Annotated in this window: 14 protein-coding genes; 8 read left to right on the forward strand and 6 right to left on the reverse strand. The window is 42.6% G+C overall.

What is annotated here, in order from left to right; all coding sequences use genetic code 11:
* Window positions 1-104: 104 nt before the first annotated feature.
* A complete protein-coding gene (lrp, locus tag L1271_RS07020; protein ID WP_095726862.1) occupies window positions 105-584 on the reverse strand; it encodes a leucine-responsive transcriptional regulator Lrp in 480 nt (159 codons plus the stop codon).
* Between the two features lie 139 nt (window positions 585-723).
* Here lrp and ald point away from each other — a divergent pair, with 139 nt between their 5' ends.
* Window positions 724-1,845, forward strand: coding sequence for an alanine dehydrogenase (gene ald / locus L1271_RS07025; RefSeq protein ID WP_102056785.1), 1,122 nt, complete (start codon window positions 724-726; stop codon window positions 1,843-1,845).
* Window positions 1,846-1,899: 54 nt separating this feature from the next.
* On the opposite strand, the gene L1271_RS07030 is transcribed toward ald, so the two are convergent.
* Window positions 1,900-2,859, reverse strand: a complete 960-nt coding sequence (locus tag L1271_RS07030) for a DUF4382 domain-containing protein (protein ID WP_206472913.1) — start codon at window positions 2,857-2,859, stop codon at window positions 1,900-1,902.
* A 165-nt stretch (window positions 2,860-3,024) separates the two neighbouring features.
* On the opposite strand from L1271_RS07030, the gene L1271_RS07035 reads away from it, so the two are divergent.
* From L1271_RS07035 to L1271_RS07065, 7 genes are all read left to right on the forward strand, one after another.
* Window positions 3,025-4,893, forward strand: coding sequence for a methyl-accepting chemotaxis protein (locus L1271_RS07035; RefSeq protein WP_235367440.1), 1,869 nt, complete (start codon window positions 3,025-3,027; stop codon window positions 4,891-4,893).
* A gap of 66 nt (window positions 4,894-4,959) precedes the next feature.
* Window positions 4,960-5,526 carry a PilZ domain-containing protein gene (locus tag L1271_RS07040; protein WP_235367441.1) on the forward strand — a complete coding sequence of 189 codons (567 nt, stop codon included), beginning with the start codon at window positions 4,960-4,962 and terminating at the stop codon, window positions 5,524-5,526.
* Window positions 5,527-5,640: 114 nt separating this feature from the next.
* Window positions 5,641-6,678: an agmatine deiminase family protein gene (locus L1271_RS07045; RefSeq protein ID WP_235367442.1), complete on the forward strand. Its 1,038-nt coding sequence runs from the start codon at window positions 5,641-5,643 to the stop codon at window positions 6,676-6,678.
* A 5-nt stretch (window positions 6,679-6,683) separates the two neighbouring features.
* A complete protein-coding gene (locus tag L1271_RS07050; protein ID WP_010604726.1) occupies window positions 6,684-7,574 on the forward strand; it encodes a carbon-nitrogen hydrolase in 891 nt (296 codons plus the stop codon).
* Window positions 7,575-7,590: 16 nt separating this feature from the next.
* Complete coding sequence (gene mfd, locus L1271_RS07055) at window positions 7,591-11,064, forward strand: transcription-repair coupling factor (RefSeq protein WP_235367443.1); 3,474 nt, start codon at window positions 7,591-7,593, stop codon at window positions 11,062-11,064.
* Window positions 11,061-11,885, forward strand: coding sequence for a CsiV family protein (locus L1271_RS07060; RefSeq protein ID WP_102056779.1), 825 nt, complete (start codon window positions 11,061-11,063; stop codon window positions 11,883-11,885). Before mfd ends, L1271_RS07060 begins: the two co-directional genes overlap by 4 nt.
* 12 nt (window positions 11,886-11,897) lie before the next feature.
* Entirely contained in the window at window positions 11,898-12,146 is a 249-nt protein-coding gene (locus tag L1271_RS07065) for a DUF3862 domain-containing protein (protein ID WP_235367444.1), read from the forward strand.
* Between the two features lie 437 nt (window positions 12,147-12,583).
* On the opposite strand, the gene L1271_RS07070 is transcribed toward L1271_RS07065, so the two are convergent.
* The 4 genes from L1271_RS07070 to L1271_RS07085 form a co-directional block, all read right to left on the reverse strand.
* A complete protein-coding gene (locus L1271_RS07070) occupies window positions 12,584-15,514 on the reverse strand; it encodes a TonB-dependent receptor domain-containing protein (RefSeq protein ID WP_235367445.1) in 2,931 nt (976 codons plus the stop codon).
* Window positions 15,515-16,162: 648 nt separating this feature from the next.
* Window positions 16,163-17,734: a dihydrolipoyllysine-residue acetyltransferase gene (locus L1271_RS07075; RefSeq protein WP_235367446.1), complete on the reverse strand. Its 1,572-nt coding sequence runs from the start codon at window positions 17,732-17,734 to the stop codon at window positions 16,163-16,165.
* Between the two features lie 9 nt (window positions 17,735-17,743).
* The gene (locus tag L1271_RS07080; RefSeq protein WP_102056775.1) at window positions 17,744-18,721 is read right to left on the reverse strand and encodes an alpha-ketoacid dehydrogenase subunit beta; all 978 of its coding nucleotides are present in this window, start codon (window positions 18,719-18,721) and stop codon (window positions 17,744-17,746) included.
* Window positions 18,721-19,938 carry a thiamine pyrophosphate-dependent dehydrogenase E1 component subunit alpha gene (locus L1271_RS07085; protein ID WP_010372716.1) on the reverse strand — a complete coding sequence of 406 codons (1,218 nt, stop codon included), beginning with the start codon at window positions 19,936-19,938 and terminating at the stop codon, window positions 18,721-18,723. The genes L1271_RS07080 and L1271_RS07085 overlap by 1 nt, the downstream gene beginning before the upstream one ends.
* Window positions 19,939-20,230 lie beyond the last annotated feature (292 nt).

The following is a 20,230-nucleotide window of genomic DNA, read 5'->3' on the forward strand; positions in this document are numbered from 1 at the left end:
CCTTTTTTCTGTTTCTTTTCTGGACTATGTAAGCCCAAAACGTCAGCAAATTAGTGATTTGCGTTAGTATTGCTGTATATACTTACACCTTACCAAGAAATACCTCAAGGTGCACAAGGTTTTATTACTTCTCCTTCTTCTCCTTTTACTTCTTCCATGACCACAAAAGTGCGACTTTCACTGATACTTGGCAGTTTAAGTAAAATTTCTCCTAATACTCCTCGATATTCTGACATGTCAGTCACTCGTGTTTTCAATAGATAGTCGAAACTACCGGACACAAGATGACATTCAATAATTTCGTCATGCTGCTTTACTGCTTGATTAAATCTATCGAATACATCAGGCGAGTTTTTATTCACTGTAACTTCAACAAACACTAAAAGTCCCTGTCCAAGCTTAGCAGGATCGACTACGGCTTTATAACCCCGAATAAATCCTTCCCGTTCCAGCTTTTTAACGCGCTCCAAGCAAGGCGTAGCGCTCAATCCTATGCGTTTGGCTAATTCTACGTTTGAAATTCTGCCATCTTTCTGAAGTTCTACTAAAATCTTTCTGTCGATTCTGTCTAGTTGTTGATACATAGTGTAGTTTTTTATCCTGAATGACTCATTAATTCAGAGTATATCACTACATTAAAATATTAAAACAGTGAGACACACTGGCTATAGGTAAATATAATAGTCAAAAATTTTACCCCGTTCTTATTTTGAGGCGAATATTATGATTATTGGTGTACCTAAAGAGATAAAAAACCACGAATACCGCGTAGGTATGGTTCCTGCGAGCGTTCGTGAACTAATCAATCACGGTCACGAAGTCGTTGTTGAAACAAATGCTGGTATCGGCATTGGTTTTACTGACGAAGATTATGTTCAAGTTGGTGCTAAAGTTTTAGACACTGCAGCAGACGTTTTTGCTACTGCTGATATGATTGTTAAAGTAAAAGAGCCTCAAGCTGTTGAGCGCGCCATGTTACGTGAAGACCAAATCCTATTTACTTACCTTCACCTAGCACCAGACCTTCCACAAACAGAAGATCTAATCAAGAGCGGTGCTATCTGTATTGCATACGAAACGGTAACTGATACGCGTGGTGGTCTTCCATTGCTAGCGCCAATGTCAGAAGTTGCTGGTCGTATGTCAATTCAAGCTGGTGCGCAAGCGCTTGAAAAGTCGCGTGAAGGCCGTGGTATGCTGCTAGGTGGCGTACCGGGCGTTGAACCAGCTAAAGTCGTTGTGATCGGCGGTGGTATGGTTGGTCGTAACGCAGCGCAAATGGCTGTAGGTCTAGGCGCAGACGTTACTATTCTTGACCGTAACATCGATGTTCTACGTTCTTTAAATGCACAGTTTGGTAGCCAAGCTAAAGTTATCTACTCAACTGCTGATGCACTTGAAAAACACGTACTAGAAGCAGATCTTGTGATCGGTGGCGTACTAATTCCAGGTGCAGCGGCTCCTAAGCTTGTAACTGCAGAGCACATCAAAGCGATGAAGCCAGGTGCTGCTATTGTTGACGTTGCAATCGACCAAGGCGGCTGTATTGCTACTTCTAAAGCGACTACACACGCAGATCCAACATACATTGTTGATGACGTAGTTCACTACTGTGTAGCTAACATGCCTGGTGCTGTACCTCGTACTTCAACGTTTGCACTTAACAATGCAACGCTTCCGTACATCATCAAGCTTGCAAACTTAGGCTACAAACAAGCGCTACTTAATGACAAACACTTTATGGACGGCCTAAACGTTCTGAAAGGTCAAGTAACGTGTAAAGAAGTGGCAGAAGGCTTCAACATGGAATATGTTGACCCACGCGCTGCACTAGAAAATGCTTAATTTTGAATTTTAAGTAGTAAAAAGGGCTTCACTTGAAGCCCTTTTTGTTTGCTGTTAGTTTGTCTCAAAATTCACTTCGGTATCTTGCGTCAACGTAACGTCTTTTGTTTGATACAAACTAAAATCTGCATCTATCGTTTCGGCATCATCTAAATGACCTAAGCACGAATACCCTAGTTTGTAGTCTCCAGAACCAATAAATGCTATCTCATATTCACTCTCAGCATCTAAGTTTGCGGTTGCTACTGGCGCTGAATCTTCATCACTGATGTCGCTTGGCACTGCAACATCCGTTTTATAAAGATAAACAACATGTTTGTACTCTCCGACAAGAGGGGCTAGGTCTGCGTTATCTGCTATACATGCATTTTTCACAGACTCGCTAACCATACCCTCAATCTCGAAACTGGTTAACAGATTTTCCAAACGGACAGCTGTTGGTTTTAGATAAACGGTGTCATCATTTGTGCGCTTCAACAGCGCCTTATTCAAGTCAAACTCCAATACGATTTGATTCTCACCTTCATTTAGCGAGAAATTATTGAGTTGGATTTCACCTACACCATCGTTACCTTTACGGGTTACGGCTAATGGTGCTTGACTACCATCTAAAAAACGCACGCTAGAGGTTAAATCAAAATTAGACCCCGCACCACCGTTTACAACATCGGCTCTGATCCACTCATAATCACCGGCATCGATCTCTTGGTCATTTACAACCAAATAGATATCATCACCCGTATACTCAAGCAGATTGATCTTCATTGGATTACCCTGCGCATCCAAGGTATCAAATGTCACATCTTCTTTTCCAGATGCTCTAAATGTCAGCCGTTGAATAACAAGGTTGACCTCTGCAAGATTATTCACAGCAGCATCTGAAACACCAACACTTACGGTAGTTTTTTGAGTTGGTTGTGAGGTGTTGTTGTCGTTTGAGTCAGAACCTGAACCGCCACCGCATGCAGCGAGTATCATTGCCGAGGCAATCGCTGTTAAAACTGGTTTGTACATGATGTTTTCTCCTCTTCTAAGTCTTAAAGAATAGGAATTGCGCCATGAATAAATAATTAATATAAACGCAATAATTTGAAATAGCTTCAAATGCAGTGCAGAAGGTTTGGCATTTTCTTATTAAATGTCATAAGTTTAATGTATCAAACTTATTGGAGTGTGGCCGTGAAGTTTAAACACAAAGTCGTATCCGTCTCTGCGCTTGTGCTGCTTGCAGCATTACTGATCTTATCTGTTATTCAATATATTTCGGTGCAATCAGCAATCAAAGCGCAAGCCGAACAAAGTGTGAATGAAATAATTCAGGGAATTGGTAATACTGTCACTGCGCAAATGAAAGGAGCAACCGATCTCGCCGCTCTTGCTACCAACCTCGTAGCTTCCACTGATACCTTAGACGCTGCCTTCCCTATTCTCTCTCAGCCACAGCTCACAACCTCTTTCCTACTAATAGGTTATGGCGAAGAGCAAACAGGAAAGTATGTCGCTAGCGATCCAAAATGGAACCCAGGTGCAAACTGGGATCCGAGAAAGCGGCCTTGGTATACCGACGCAAAAACTGCACGAAAGCTCATTATCACAGCACCTTACGCTGATGCTGTAAGTAACGAAATCGTGGTATCAATTGGTACACCTGTGTTTAAACAAGGCCAATTTAACGGCGCAATTTTTTACGACGTTAGTTTGGCAAAACTCGGCGAAATGATTAACTCGTTTAACCTGCTAGGCGCAGGCTTTGCCTTTATGGTGAGTAAAGACGGGTCGACTATCTCACACCCTGATGTAAAACTAAATGGTAAGTCTTCTCGTGCATTTCTCGGTGACATAAGTATCTCAGAAAATATCCAATACGTTGAAGTTAACGGCGAAGACAAATTAGTGCAGTTTAAAGAGGTCGAAGGCTTAGATTGGTATTTAGGGGTGATGCTGGATGAAGACACCGTTTTTGCTGCACTTTCACGACTGCAAAGAGATGCAGTCATATTTGCCTTTATTTCTGTGGCACTCGCGACTGTGCTACTTTCTTTTGTGATTAGTTTATTATTAAAGCCACTTGATGAAATCAACACCGCCATGGCTGCTATCGCACGCGGTAATGCAGACTTAACCGTACGATTAAATACCGAGCATGAACCCGAATTTGCAGCACTGGCACAAAATTTTAATGCCTTTACCAGCAGCTTACAGTCTTTGATAGCGAATATTCAAGGTTTAGGCCATGAGGTATTAAACGATGCTCAACAAACATCTAAGGTCGCAAATAAAGCCAAACTTTCCATTCAAGAGCAATTAGCGAGTATCAAAGTCCTTGATGAAGCAACAACACACATGTCTGCAACTGAGCATCAAGTAACACAATCTGCCCATGAAGCCGCTGAAGCAATTAAAACCACCGATCAAGTTGCTCGCCAAGGAGAAACAATCGTTGCAGAAACAACGGAAACAATTCAAGAGCTATCTAGTCAAATCAGTTCGGCAATGACCGTAGTTACTGAGTTAGAAAGCTCGTCTACGGCTATTGAACAAATACTATCTGTTATCAACAGTATCGCCGAGCAAACCAACCTCCTAGCGCTCAATGCAGCCATTGAAGCCGCAAGGGCTGGTGAGTCTGGTCGCGGCTTTGCCGTCGTTGCAGACGAAGTAAGATCGCTTGCACAAAGAACACAAGAAGCCACAACTGAAATCCGTGGAATGATAAGTCAACTGCAGTCGGGTTCAGAAAGCGCGGTCACTGTAATGAAGCAAAGCCAACATTATGTCGATAAAACGGTTGAAAAGGCAGACCAAACCAAAGCCGCGCTTGAAGATATGCGCAGCGCCATTCGCCACATTGTCGATTTGAACTCTCGTATTGCTGATATGCTGAATGAGCAAAATGACATTGTAAATAACGTGAATAGTAGTAGCTCATCAATTCGTGGTATTTCCGAGTCGGTGTATAGCGAAGCTAAGAGCGTTGATGCCACCATGCAGTCTCAAGTAGAAAAGATAACAACCCAAGAACAACTACTAGAGCAATTCAAGGTTTGATTATCGGTAAACTAAACCGTTACTATAGAGACAGTTGTAAAGCGGCGCGATGCCAAGAGATAAAACATGAAAGCGAATTTGCAGGAATTATTTGAACAGTATTTTCAGATAGCTGAACAGGTTCAGATCAACCTCTATCCGGTTGATGACAATATGGTTCCAGAGAACGAATATCAATTAGAAGCTGCAATTCCGCCGCTATTTAAGCTCGCGAACGAAATTAATGAGTTAGATCTTAATGCCCTGCGACCACTTCGTAATCTGGGTGATATTGCCAATGAGTTAGCAGCTTATTTGCAGGCGCAATCACGTAAGATTGATTTAATTATCAGCCACATTCTCGCAACTGAAGAATCTGACGACAGTCATCTATTTTGTGACAGCTACGGCGGTGGCGGCCTGACCGCAACGTTAGAAGCAGATTATGAGGTCGGACAATCATTGCGAACTAAAATATTTTTGCGCAATGAAGCCAGTGCTATCTTTTGCTACTCAGAAGTCATTGCCAAGCAAGATGGTAAATTCACTCTCGCCTTTACCGCTATTAGAGAAGCGGATCAAGAGTTGCTCGTACGGGCGAGCTTACACGCCCAGACCAGACAACTTAAGCTAAAGCAGCAAAAAGACCAATAAGGCATTTAACGCATTAGGTGCCTTCTTTAAATGCTCAATTATCTTCATAAAACTTACTGACACACCTGAGGTTAATGATAAACTATAGGCTTATTATTATATGGTGATGATTTAATGAGTTTTACTTTACTCCCAGAATGGGCACCACAAGACGCAATCATGCTTACTTGGCCGCATTCTGATACCGATTGGAGCGACATTCTCAGTGACGTTGAACCTGTGTACGTTGCACTTTGCCAACATATTACCCAAGTTCAAGAAGTCGTTATCGTGGCGCATAATGAAGCGCTAAAACAGCATATCGAAAACTTACTCAGCACAGCTGAGGTTAGCTTAGCTAAGTGTCACTTTGTTGTTACGCCTTGTAATGACACATGGGCCCGTGACCACGGTCCACTTACAACGCAAACAAGTACAGGAAATCTATGTATCAAAGATTTCACCTTTACAGGTTGGGGTAACAAGTTTGCTGCGGATTTAGACAATAAGATCAATCAGCAGCTTGCCAAACAGGTCCTCAACCCAAACTGTACCTTTGAACAGGTCAACGTGGTACTTGAAGGCGGCGGTATTGAGATTAACGAGTCCAATGTCTTATTGACCACTTCAGAGTGTCTGTTGAACCCAAATCGCAATCCACATCTAAGTAAAACCGAATTAGAACTATTGTTGCAAAAAGAGTTGGGTGCTGAGTCATTTTTGTGGATAGATCATGGATACTTAGCCGGTGATGATACTGACAGTCATATCGACACTTTAGTGCGTTTTGCACCGGATAACACCTTGGTATATGTTAAGTGCGATGACAAATTAGACGAGCACTATGATGCCCTCAATAAAATGGAACAGCAGCTACGCACATTCCGCACCCCAAATGGCGCTCCATACCGTTTGATTAGTTTACCTTGGCCTAGTGCTAAGTTTGATAATGAGGGTGAGAGATTACCTGCCACCTATGCAAACTATCTGATCTTGAATAAAACGGTGTTAGTACCTATCTATGGCGATGACAAAGATCAAGAAGCGCTAGACAAAGTCTCTCTTGCCCACCCAGAAAGAACGGTAATTAGCGTTAACTGCCTACCAATCATCCATCAATTCGGTAGCCTGCACTGTATTACGATGCAGTTACCAAAAGGTTTTTTAAGGTAAGTACCATGACTGAAAAAAACATCAAAGTTGGTATTGTTCAACATAGTAACTCTACAGATCTCGTAAATAACTTTGCGAAAACCTGTGACGGTATCCGAAAAGCCGCTAGTCAGGGTGCTAAGCTTATCGTGCTACAAGAATTGCACCGCAGCTTGTATTTTTGCCAGACTGAAGACACCGCTCTCTTCGACTTAGCGGAAACCATTCCAGGCCCAAGCACAGACTCACTAGGCGCACTTGCAAAAGAGCTTAATGTTGTCATCGTTGCGTCGTTATTTGAAAAGCGTGCAACAGGGCTTTATCACAACACCGCTGTTGTACTTGAGTCTGACGGTACGATTGCCGGCAAATACCGTAAAATGCACATTCCCGATGACCCAGGTTTTTATGAAAAGTTTTACTTCACCCCTGGCGACATGGGCTTTACTCCAATTCAGACTTCTGTTGGCAAATTAGGCGTACTGGTGTGTTGGGATCAATGGTTCCCAGAAGGTGCGCGTCTGATGGCGATGGCAGGCGCTGAGTTTTTAATTTACCCAACGGCAATTGGCTGGGATCCTCGCGATGACAAAGCAGAGCAAATCCGTCAACGAGATGCTTGGATAATTGCGCAGCGTGCACATGCAGTTTCTAACGGAGTACCTGTGATTAGCGTTAACCGTGTTGGCCATGAATCAGATCCTTCGGGTCAAAGTGAAGGTATTCAATTCTGGGGCAATTCTTTTGTTACCGGTCCGCAAGGTGAAATGTTATTGCATGCATCTGAAGAAGCTGAGGAAATCTCAGTTGTTGATGTTGATCTTGCACGCAGTGAATCCGTTCGTCGCATCTGGCCGTATTTAAGAGACAGACGAATCGATCACTATCAGGATCTTTGCAAAATTTATCGCGATTAATAAATAGGAGTAATCAATGGCGAATGTGCAATGGAACAATTTACCTTGGGTAAAATCAAACAAGGATAAAATTTCGTGGGGTAATTTGGTTGGCAGTAGCTTATCACTGTGTTTGAGTGAGCACATCCAACAACATGACAACTTAGTTGTACTCGTCACCCCCGACACCCCCTCTGCACTTCGCCTTGAGCATGAACTGGCGTATCTTTTAAAAGATACGCCAGTCATGATGTTTCCTGACTGGGAAACATTACCCTATGATCACTTTTCACCACATCAAGATATTATTTCTCAGCGTCTTGCGACGCTAAATACACTCAAACAGGAAAAGCAATCCGTACTCATCATTCCTGTTTCAACCCTTATGCTACGTACCGCACCACCTAGCTTTATCCACGGCATGAGTCTTCAGGTAAAAAAAGGTGACACAGTAGACGCACAAAGCTTGCGTGATACCTTAACTCAAGCGGGTTATCGTCATGTTCAGCAGGTAATGGAACATGGTGAGTTTGCTGTTCGAGGCTCCATTATCGATTTATACCCCATGGGTAGCCCACTCCCCTTTAGACTAGATTTCTTTGACGATGAGTTAGACTCAATTCGTCATTTTGATATCGAAAGCCAACGCTCAAACGATGAGATTGATGCTATCGATTTATTACCGGCACACGAATTCCCAACCAATGCAGAAGACATTGAACGATTTAGAATTAATTACCGTGAAGCGTTTGGCGCAAGTAGTGAAAAAGACAGCATCTATATGCAGGTTAGTAAAGGAAACTGGCCTGCGGGTATAGAGTATTATTTGCCGCTCTTTTTCGATTCGTTAGCGACGGTGTTTGACTATTTGCCTGAAGATACCGTATTTATGCCTTTTGGCGACATTGAATCTGCGGCGCAAACCTTTTGGCAAGACGTATCTAAACGCTACGAAAGTCGCCGGGTTGACCCACTTCGTCCGCTACTTTCACCAGCCAAGCTATATCAGCCAATAGAGACCTTGTTTGAAGGCCTTAACGGCTTCTCTCGAATAAAGCTTAGTCAAGCGATGCTGGGGACCAAAGGGGGCAATAGCAATGTCGCAGCTGAATTAATCGACGATGTTCGCATTGAGCATAAACAAGCTAATCCATATCAAAAAATCCTCGATTACATCGCTGCTGAGAAAAAACAAAAGTCTCGCGTGTTATTCAGTGTTGAATCAGAGGGCCGACGAGAGTCACTGCTTACCTTATTAAAACCAACAGGGCTAAAGCTTAAGCCTTATAAGCGCATTGCAGAATTTGTATCTAGCGACTCAGATGTTGGTGTGGTCGTCACTCCACTCGCTACCAGTGTGAAACTACTGGATAAAAAATCGCTGTCTATCATCACCGAGCAAGAACTGTTAGGTGTTAAAATCTCCCAAAAACGCCGCCGCAAACATAAATACGAGCAAGGGCAAGATGCGCTGATCCGAAACCTCGCTGAGTTAAAAGAAGGTCAACCTATTGTTCATTTAGATCATGGTGTAGGTCGCTATTTAGGGCTAGAAACCATAGATGCAGCGGGTATTGCTACCGAGTTTGTGACGATCATCTATGCCAATGACGCTAAACTTTATGTGCCTGTCTCTTCACTCCATATGCTCAGTCGTTACTCTGGAGGTGAAGAAGCTTCTGCACCACTTCATAAACTGGGTAATGACGCGTGGGAAAAAGCAAAACGCAAAGCGGCTGAAAAAGTCAGAGATGTTGCTGCTGAACTCCTAGACATATACGCAAAACGTCAAAGTAAACCGGGTTATGCATTTAAGCTAGATGCGAGTGCCTATCGAGACTTTTCCGATAGCTTCCCATTTGAAGAGACAGACGATCAACGCAATGCAATTACAGCCGTACTTGCGGACATGCAATCAAGCCTAGCGATGGACAGACTTGTTTGTGGCGATGTTGGCTTTGGTAAAACCGAAGTGGCCATGCGTGCTGCGTTTGTTGCCGTCAACGATAGCAAACAAGTGGCCGTCTTAGTGCCAACTACGCTACTTGCCCAACAACACTTTGAGAACTTTAAAGACCGTTTTGCCGATCTGCCAGTTGAAGTCGGTGTGCTTTCGCGCTTTAACTCAGCGAAAGAACAAAAAGAGACGTTACAAAAACTTGAAGAAGGCAAAATTGATATTGTGATAGGCACCCATAAGCTTATTCAAGAAAACATCAAGTTCGCCGATTTAGGTCTGCTGATTGTCGACGAAGAACACCGCTTCGGTGTGAGACAAAAAGAAAAGATTAAGCAGCTAAGAGCAGATGTCGACATTCTTACCCTGACCGCAACCCCAATCCCGCGTACGCTGAATATGGCGATGAGTGGTATGCGTGATCTCTCTATTATTGCAACACCTCCAGCCAAACGATTAGCGGTAAAGACTTTTGTACGAGAGCGCAACGACGAGCTTATTCGCGAAGCAATTCTGCGTGAAATAAAGCGCGGTGGACAGGTTTACTTCCTCCACAATAACGTCGAGACGATAGATAAGGTCACCGCTGATATCTCGGCACTCGTGCCAGAAGCTAACGTTACTACTGCCCACGGGCAAATGCGTGAAAAAGAACTTGAGCACTTGATGGGTGAATTCTATCACCAAAAGTATAACGTGCTTGTATGTACAACCATTATTGAAACCGGTATCGATATACCCTCTGCTAATACCATCATTATGGATAGGGCCGATAAACTCGGATTGGCACAATTACATCAGCTTCGCGGCCGTGTAGGACGAAGCCATCACCAAGCATACGCATACCTGCTCACGAAGAATAGCCAAGCCTTAACTAAAGACGCGGTCAAGCGCTTACAAGCCATAGAACAACTCGAAGACTTAGGCGCTGGCTTTGCCCTTGCCACCCACGATTTAGAGATCCGTGGTGCGGGTGAGCTACTGGGAGATGACCAAAGCGGTCAAATTCAAACCGTTGGCTTCACGCTGTATATGGAAATGCTAGAACAAGCAGTTGAAGCCTTAAAAAATGGCAAAGAGCCAACACTCGATAACCTACTTCAGCAGCAAAGTGAGGTTGATCTTAAGTTCCCAGCACTGCTACCGGACGATTACATTCATGATGTAAATATTCGTCTTAGCATGTATAAACGCATCGCAAGCACTAAGTCGCTGGCGGAACTTGATGAGCTGCAAATCGAATTAATCGACCGTTTTGGACTGCTTCCAGATGCGGCGAAAAACCTTTTTGCGGTGCAGTCTGTTAAGCTAAAGGCAACTCAATTGGGCATTAACAAGGTCGAAGCAAACCCCAAAGGTGGCTTCTTTGAGTTCAGTAGTCATACAAAAGTTAACCCAACATTCATCATAGGATTGATACAAAGTAGCCCGTCAACCTATAGAATGGAAGGCGCGAATAAACTGAAGTTCCTGATCGAAGAAAAAAATGGCCAAGAGAGATTAAAACTGGTTAATGCGATGATTGATGACTTTGAGAAAAAGGCTGTAGCATGAAAACAATAAAAAGTCTGGCCATCCTAGCGGCTTTGGTAAGTAGCGCGTCTGCACATGCCACCCGTTGGTTTGAAGTAGAAATGATAGCATTTGAGCAAGAGCCTAGTTTCTCTTTGCGAGAAGACTTTAGTATTGAACCTGAACCGCTCAATAAAAAAACCATCAAGTCACTATTATTCGACGGTTTTAATACCACCGGCTATAAACTATGCTTGGAAGGCAGTGAGCAGTTTGCTGAGCAAGATTTTATTCGAGGATTAACGTCGGGCGCGCACTCCAGCTCTTGCGATCCAGATGCAAACTATGTTGAAAAATTCGGCACTTTGCCTCTTTCACCAAAAGTTGAGCCACAAGAACACATGGACTCTATCTACTTGTTGGATGAGTCCCAGCTTAATTTTTCCAACAAGATTGCAGAGCTAAAACGTAAAGGGCTCAAGCCACTGTTGCACACTGGTTGGCGATTCCCAGAACAAAGTAATAAGCGTGCTCCTAATATCGAGGTTATTGCTGGCAAACAGTTCGCATCGCCATCCAGTTATAGTGTAATAGAAAATGACGATCAGTTTTCGTCACTATCGAAGCGTTTTAATATCGAAGAATCGAAAGAGCATGTGCATTGGCAGCTTGAAGGCTTGATTAAAATTCACGTGAGACATTACCTTTACGTGACCACAGATTTAGATTTAAAGTACGAAGACGGTAACGATATTCGTACTGCTCGTATGTCTCAATATACGCGCGTGTATAGCGGCGACATACATTACTTAGATCACCCTAAACTTGGGGTCATCTTTCAAATAAGAAAATACAAACATTAGACGGGCAACCCTATGAAAAAATTACTAACTGCTGCTGCGCTAATTACCCTAGTCGGCTGTTCTAAAGTAAGTTTAGAAAACTACAACAAACTAGAAGTGGGCATGGACAAAGCTGAAGTTGAGAATATTCTTGGCTCTGCTGATAACTGTGAAGAGAAAACACTACATACCAATTGTATTTGGGGAAGCGAAGACAAGCATATTAAAGTAACGCTACTTTCTGACAAAGTCACCCTTTATTCAAAGAAAGGGTTAAACTAACCACAACTCAGTGCTTTATCGTTTATGTGATAGAGCACTCTAGTGTTGAGTTCCGAGAAGCAACTTAAGCTAAACCTAAAAAATCGTGTAAATTTCATATAGTACTAATCAAAATCACAATTTAGGAAAAGCGAAAGGTATTCCTTCAAATTCGCTTCGCAACAAAACCACCAGAGTAGCAAGTTTAATAACGATTTGTCTTAATACTTACTCAATCTGTAGGAGCGAATCTGACGCTAACTGCGTTAAGAACTGCTTATTTAGAACAACTAAATAGAAAAGCTTTTGGCTTCCCTAGATGGATGTAGGTACCTTGGAGAGTAGTTGGATGTATCAGTGGTATTATCGGCAAATATCACTTAATTAAGCAAATTGGTATAAGTGAAAGTTTATGAAAAAAAGAGTACTACTTTGAGTACTCTTTTCTCGTATTTAGATTAAAAATTATATTTCAAATTCACAAACACTTTACGACCCCAAGGATCATAGAGTGAAGAGTTTGCACCTCGGCCATCTACGTAATCTGGTAGAATTTTGTCGAATACGTTTCTAAACCCAACCTCTACTGAAGCTTTGTCGAAGCGATACTTAGCAGAAATGTCATGCGTTATAAAGCTACCAGTATAAGAATGCTCCTGGTCTTCTTTCGACTCACCTCTTTCTTCTCCAGACTCAGTCAGTGTATCTTCTAAATCAATCAAAGCTGAGCGATCAATAAATCTTGCATACCATGTTGCAGACCAGTTATCTTGAGCATAAGTTGCTCTGAACGTGCTTTGCCATTCTGGATCACCAAGCTCGCCATGTTCGCGCTTTACAAGCTCAGGGCGGTTTTGGAATTGGAATGTATTTCTTTCGATCAAATGACTAACAAACCACTTTAATTTCAGATCACCAGGAAGTCCAATAGATGTCAGATCTGTATTATAATGAATATCAGCTTCAACACCTTTAACTTTTAGTTTAGCTGTATTTAAGTAACCAGACTCAACACGCGTAATTGACATAGTAGCCGGATCGCGAGTTACTTGTCCGCAGAAGACAGTATCTAGATCAGGACCATCTACACAGTTATCCGCTACGGTTTGTATTGTTAGCGATTGGATTGCGTCTGTGATCTCAATATCAAAGTAATCAATACTCGCCGACAGCCCCTCAATTGGCGTGAATACAAAGCCTAAAGTTAACGACTCAGCTTCTTCTGGGTTGAGATTTGGGTTACCGCCTGTAAGCGTCTCTTTTGATACATTATCTTCAGCTTGGAAATTAGCCGGGATCCCTAATGCTGCACAGTTCTTGACACGGTTTGGGTTATCGGAAATATTATCGACGTCACATGGATCGGTAACTCGACCAAAACCTGGTGATCTTGGAGAGAACGACTCTGCAATGTTTGGTGCTCTAACCGCTTCGCCGAAAGTACCACGTAAGCTATAGCCTTCTAATGGAGACCACATAAAACCAACTTTCCAAGCATCAGCTTCACCGGTATGTGAGTAATCAGCTCTTCTGAACGCTGCATCAACAGAAAGTTCATGTGCTAAAAATACATCAGCCAAAATTGGTAGGCGTGTCTCGACGAACCATTCTGATACATCATACTCGCCATATACATTTGGTGTAGCAGAATTTGATAATACATTTGAGCGAGTTAATTCATCGGTGATAGTCTCTGACGACTCCCAACGCTTCTCATAACCAAACGCAAATCCAACTGCACCACCTTGTAATTCAAAAAACTCAGCGGTATCGAACGATGCAGAGCCTCCCACGAAACGCTGTTTCACAGCATCGCTTCTGGTAACATCGGCTGTGATCCAATCCATAGCTTCAGCTGAGGCTTGGCCAAATCCAAATGGATTGTAAGGTACACATCCGCCAATATTTACTGTCTCAGGACTCTGGTAACCTTCCGGCTGAGCTTCAGAAACATTGCTACGGCAGTCTGCTTTACCCGTATTCGGATCGATCACCGCATCGATTGCTGCCGCCCAATTCCCCAAAATTAAATCATTTTCAGTAATTCGGTCATTTTCAGTGCGGCCGTATGAGTAATACACATCGTAATCAAATATTGTGTCACTCAGAGTAAAGGCACCACGTAACCCAGACATAAGCGTAAACGTTTCTCGTTTGTTTTTAGCCGAACGGTTACCAATTTCGTCTAGAAATTTATTAATTTGAACTTCTTCTAGTCCACGATCTGCAAATACTTTCTTATCTGCAGCAGATAAGTAAGGGTTATCTGCCACTTTGATTCTATTTTGGCCAAATCGAAAACTTGGCTGGAATTGTTGAGCGATATCAGAGCGAACGTACTTGAAATCACCATAAAGCTCTACATTATCGTTAAAGGCATAGTTAAACAACGCCCCTGTTGAAACTTTGTCACGCTGAGGAAGATAGTTCACATAGTCTTCAGGAGAGAAACAATATTTACAACCATCAGGGAAGCTTGCAAACGCACTATTGGCGAATAAGCCTCGAGTTGGCATGAACTCACCAATGCCGTCATTCGAGAATGTGTAGTTAATACCGCCACCTCTCAATACACCATTAGGGCTAACATACTCCGACACAACGTTTGGAACCCAAAGCTCATCAAAGATCCCGTCATCTTCACCAGTATTTTCAGGATTTGGCATATGACCACCAAGATTGAAGTTTGGCATATCTTTTGTCATAACTTCTTCTATGGTGTCTTTTGTTACGAAAAAGGTTACATTCCCTTTGCCGTCCTCTGAATTCACACCACCAACTAAGCTATATGCGCTATTTTTACTGCCCACGCCCTCTGTTGAGTCGCTGTAACTAGCGCTTAGCTCTAGACCTTCAAAATCTTTCTTCAAGATAATGTTAACAACACCTGATACCGCATCAGAGCCATAAACTGCTGACGCACCACCAGTTGTCACTTCAACTGTTTTAATCAATGCGGAAGGTATAGTCGATAGGTCAACTGTAGAAGAACCGGCTTCACCCGAAACATGTCTCTTACCATTAACGAGCACAAGGGTTCTATCTACTCCAAGCCTTCTCAAATCTACAGTACTCATACCTGCAGAACCGTTACTATTTGAGTTGGCTCGAATTGTTCCGGTCGCACCAATCGCAGGTAATTCTGCAAGTACAGAAGCTAGGTCTGGAATACCCGCTTGTTCAATTTCCTCACCAGTTATTGAAATAATGGGCGCTGGTTGACTCAACTCAAAACGGGCAATACGTGAACCTGTAATCTGAATCTTTTCAACTTTATCAAGTGATTCATCTGAAGCAACTTCTTCTGCAATCGCTGTTGATGCAATGATACCTGTCAATGAGATGGCTAATGCAGAGTGAATAGCTTTACTCAGTTTGCTTTTTTTCATATAGACTTTCCCTAATTATACTTTTTCTTTGAGACAAAATTAGTCTCGCGATCAGATTAACTTAATTTAAAAAAAAGCAAATACAACTAAACGCAATTTCCATTATCCCCAAAAAGTGTACAAATTTATTTTTACACTTTTACTACACAGAGCTAACCCGCATCCATTGTTAATTAGTTGAAAAAATACCATTTTAGTCATCCCACCCACTCTAGTAATTGTAAAGAAATAAATACGAAGTACAATTATTGTAATGGGATCTTTTTAATATTTTTTTGCAAAATAATTAGCAGTTGCTTCTTAAGCTCTATTCCAATTATCTTTTATATACAAAGAGTTAGAATGTAGAAATGCAGATAATATCTAATAAACTTTCGCTCAATTTGAAGGAACGAATCTGACGCTAACTCCGTTAAGAACTTTCTACTTAGAATAGAATTTTTTGCCTACATGAATGTAGATACCTTGACGATAGCTGGTGACGTAGCAGTGTTATCGAAAAGGCTTTCTTGCTTCAGAATAGCTCTCTAAATTAAGCAAACAGGTATTACAAGTTTGTTTTCACGGTGGTTTATATATAATATGGCGGGACATAAAAAAGGGCCGTAAAGGCCCTTTACAACAAGTAGAAACTAGCAAAAACAAGGATTAGCGCATTGCCATCATCATTTTAGCCGGTTCCTCTAGGAAGGTTTTCCATAAATTATTGAAGCGTGCGATCGTGCCACCATCAATAATACGATGGTCGCCAGACCAACTTACTTGCATGATAGAGCGCGCAACCACATTACCTTGTGCATCAAAGCGTGGTAACTGCTGAACTTTGCCAAGTGCAACGATAGCAACTTCCGGTTTATTGATAATCGGCGTCGCAACCGTACCGCCAATCGCCCCTATGTTTGAGATTGAGATAGTACCGCCTTTCAGAGAATCAGGAGATACACGCCCTTCCCTAGCGGCTTCTGTCAGTTCAGTAACAGACTGGGCAACTTCTACAATCGATTTGCTTTGGCATGATTTAATATTTGGTACAAGAAGACCCAGCTTGCTGTCCACCGCCATACCAATATTGTGGTCATCAAAATAAGTGATTTCCGTACAGTCATCATTTACTTTTGCATTCAAAATTGGGAATTCGTTGATTGCAAGTGACAACGCCTTGATAAAAAATGGCATCATCGTCAGCTTCACGCCTTGTTTGGCATATTGCTCTTTCAAAGCACCACGAAATGCAATTAAATCGGTTAAGTCAATCTCGTCACAGTAAGTGAAATGTGGGATCGTCGAAACAGAGGCCACCATCTGTTTGGCCATCGCCGCTTTCATACCACGTAGAGGCTCAACTCTTTTACCACCTTCTGAGGTAGGAGCCGGCTTTTGTGTTTGAGACTTTATCGTTGTGTTAGCTTCATTCGTGGTCGAAGCACCACTTACACCGTGCTCAAGGAAATGTTCGATGTCCTCTTTATACACACGACCATTTTTACCAGAGCCTGGTACTTCAGAGAGGTCAACACCAACTTCGCGCGCCTTGCGGCGTACTGCCGGAGAGGCAATCGCTTTACCATTTTTCGGTAAACTACGCGTAGCCTCATCGTTTGCAGTAGCAGCTTGTACTGTACTTTCTTTAGGCTTGTGGACATCAGCGATTGGATCGTCTGATTTTCCGACATGAGATGACGCCAATTTCATTTGAAATAGCGGACTATGCACCTGTGCTATCTCACCTTTTTGATAATAGAGTTTTTCAACAATACCATCGTACTTGGCTGGAATTTGCACTAGCGCCTTGTCAGTCATTACATCACAAACGGCCTGATCTTCTTTGATTTCATCGCCTTCAGCGACAAGCCATTCAACAATTTCGCACTCAACAATGCCTTCACCAATATCTGGTAAGATAAAGTCTTCAAGTACAGCACTGGTTGAAGTAGTTGGCGAGGACTGAGGTGCCGATTGCTCCGGCTGAGCAGCTTGCTCGCCGGCAACATCCATTGCAAATAAAGGCTCATGCACCTTTGCAATTTCACCTTTTTCGTAATGCAGCTTGGTGATCACACCGTCATGTACCGCAGGGATCTGCACTAGTGCCTTATCCGTCATTACGTCACAAATAGGTTGATCTTCTTTTACTTCGTCACCAACAGCCACCAACCACTCGACGATTTCGCACTCTACGATGCCTTCACCAATATCTGGTAAGATAAATTCTTTAGCCATAACTTATCCTTAAAATTCCATAGAACGTTTGATAGCGGCGAACACTTTCAGTGCATCTGGCACATACTCTTTTTCAAGTGCTAGAGGGTATGGCGTATCTAATCCACAAACTCGCTCAATTGGAGATTCTAAATGCAGGAAACACTCTTTTTGTATGGTTGCTGCGATCTCAGCACCAAAACCATTTGTGATTGGCGCTTCGTGGCTCACGACCAAACGACCCGTTTTAACCACTGACTTGGCTACCGTGTCCATATCCCAAGGAAGAATACTTCTTAAGTCGATTATTTCACAGCTAATACCCGCTTCTTCAGCTTTTTGTGCCGCTTGTTCTATGATTTCCATCTGCGCGCCCCAAGCCAATAGCGTTATGTCAGTACCTTCTTTAATTACTTCAGCTTTACCAAGCTCAATGCTGTAATCTTCTTCTGGCACTTCACCAACAGAAGCGCGATATAAGCGCTTAGGTTCAAAGAAAATAACCGGGTTATCATCTTTAATGGCAGCACGCAGTAGGCCTTTTGCTTGATACGGGTTACGCGGTACTACAATTTTAAGACCTGGTGTATGTGCAAAGTAAGCTTCCGGTGATTGTGAATGATATAGACCACCTGCAATACCACCACCGTATGGCGTACGAATTGTTAAGTTACCCACATCAAACTCATTACCTGAGCGATAACGGAACTTGGCCGACTCGTTCACGATTTGGTCAAATGCTGGGAAGATATAATCCGCAAATTGAATTTCAGCAAGCGCAGGAGCACCAATCGCTGCAAGACCATTGGCAAAACCTAAAATACCTTGCTCGGTCAATGGCGTATTAAAAACACGGTGTTTACCATATTTTTCTTGAAGGCCTGAAGTTGCTCGGAATACACCTCCAAAGTAGCCGACGTCTTCACCAAAAATACAAGCCTGTGGATGCTCCGCCATCGTGATATCTAGCGCCGAATTAATGGCGTGTAGCATATTCATTTTAGCCATTATTTAATTCTCCCTGCTGTGACTGGGTATGCGTCTGGATAAGCTTTAATATGCGCTTTCAATTCATCATATTGTTTCTGCAGCGATGGAATTGGCGTGTCATAAACATCTGAGACCAGATCTTCTAATGCAGGCTTCTGTACTTTCTCTGCAACCTTCAATGCAGCCAAGATATCTTCACGGATTTTCTCTTTTTCCGCATCATCTTGGGCTTCATCCAGCCAACCTTGTTTTAGAAGCCATTGCTTAAATCGATTTACTGGGCAACTATTTTTAAATTCAGCTTCTTCGTCTTTAGTACGATAACCAGACGGATCATCAGATGTTGAATGTGCACCCAAACGATATGCGATAGACTCAATCATCACAGGCTCACCGTTTTCAACTGCGATTTTACGCGCGGCTTGTGTTGCGGCGTAAACAGCAAGCGCATCGGCACCATCCACACGGATGGTCTTAATACCATAGCCCACACCGCGAGCAGCAATACCATCACCTTTGAACTGTTCATCCGCAGGTGTTGAAATCGCATAACCGTTATTACGTGCATAAAAGATGACCGGTGAACCATGCACCGCGGCCATGTTTAGACCAGCGTGGAAGTCACCTTCTGACGCAGCACCTTCGCCAAAATAGCAAATCGTGACGTTGTCAATTTCAGACGTTAGCTCGCCAGTTTCTTTATCAATGTGTTTTAGCTTTTGGCCGTATGCATAGCCCGTTGCTTGAGGAATTTGCGTTCCTAGCGGCGACGAAATAGTCAGGTAATGTAATTCTTTAGAACCATAATGCACAGGCATTTGGCGGCCTTTGCCTAAGTCCTTCTCATTCGAGAATAGCTGATTCATAAACTGCTCAAGCGAAAAACCACGATAGTGAATTGCAGCTTGCTCACGGTACTGAGCCATGATCATGTCATCTTCTTTAAGCGCCGCAGCACTTGCCGTAACAGCGGCTTCTTCGCCAAGACATTGCATGTAGAAGCTAATACGTCCTTGACGCTGAGCCCCTTGCATACGCTCGTCAAGTAAACGGATAAACCGCATTGTTGAGTAAATTCTTAATGCCGTTTCTTTATCAATATCAGGTGCTGTTGCACCGTCTAAAACATCGCCTTGGTCACTTAAAATCTTTAATGTAGGGATATTGAGTGCATGACCATCTATAAATTCCAGCGCATGGCTGATATTTAAGGATATATTATTGGGGTTAGTCATAACCTACCTTCTCTTGTTGTCATAACAAACTTACGGAGTTCAAACCCGACTTTCTCATACGAGATCTGGCTTCAGATTGCGTAAGACGAAAAGAGTCTTAACTCACCTCGCATTTATGATTGTGTTAATTGGTCTTGATCACATTCGTGGTTAGTATGAATAACTGGTCTAACAACTTATCAAAGACTGAATAATATTTGCGATTTAAGTAAGTAAATTAAATTAAAGCGTTTCAACTTTACGTTAACGTAAACGGTTATTCAACTAATCCTAGATGAATAACCGTGAAAAT

Source organism: Pseudoalteromonas sp. OF5H-5, assembly GCF_021530695.1.
Classification (GTDB): domain Bacteria; phylum Pseudomonadota; class Gammaproteobacteria; order Enterobacterales; family Alteromonadaceae; genus Pseudoalteromonas.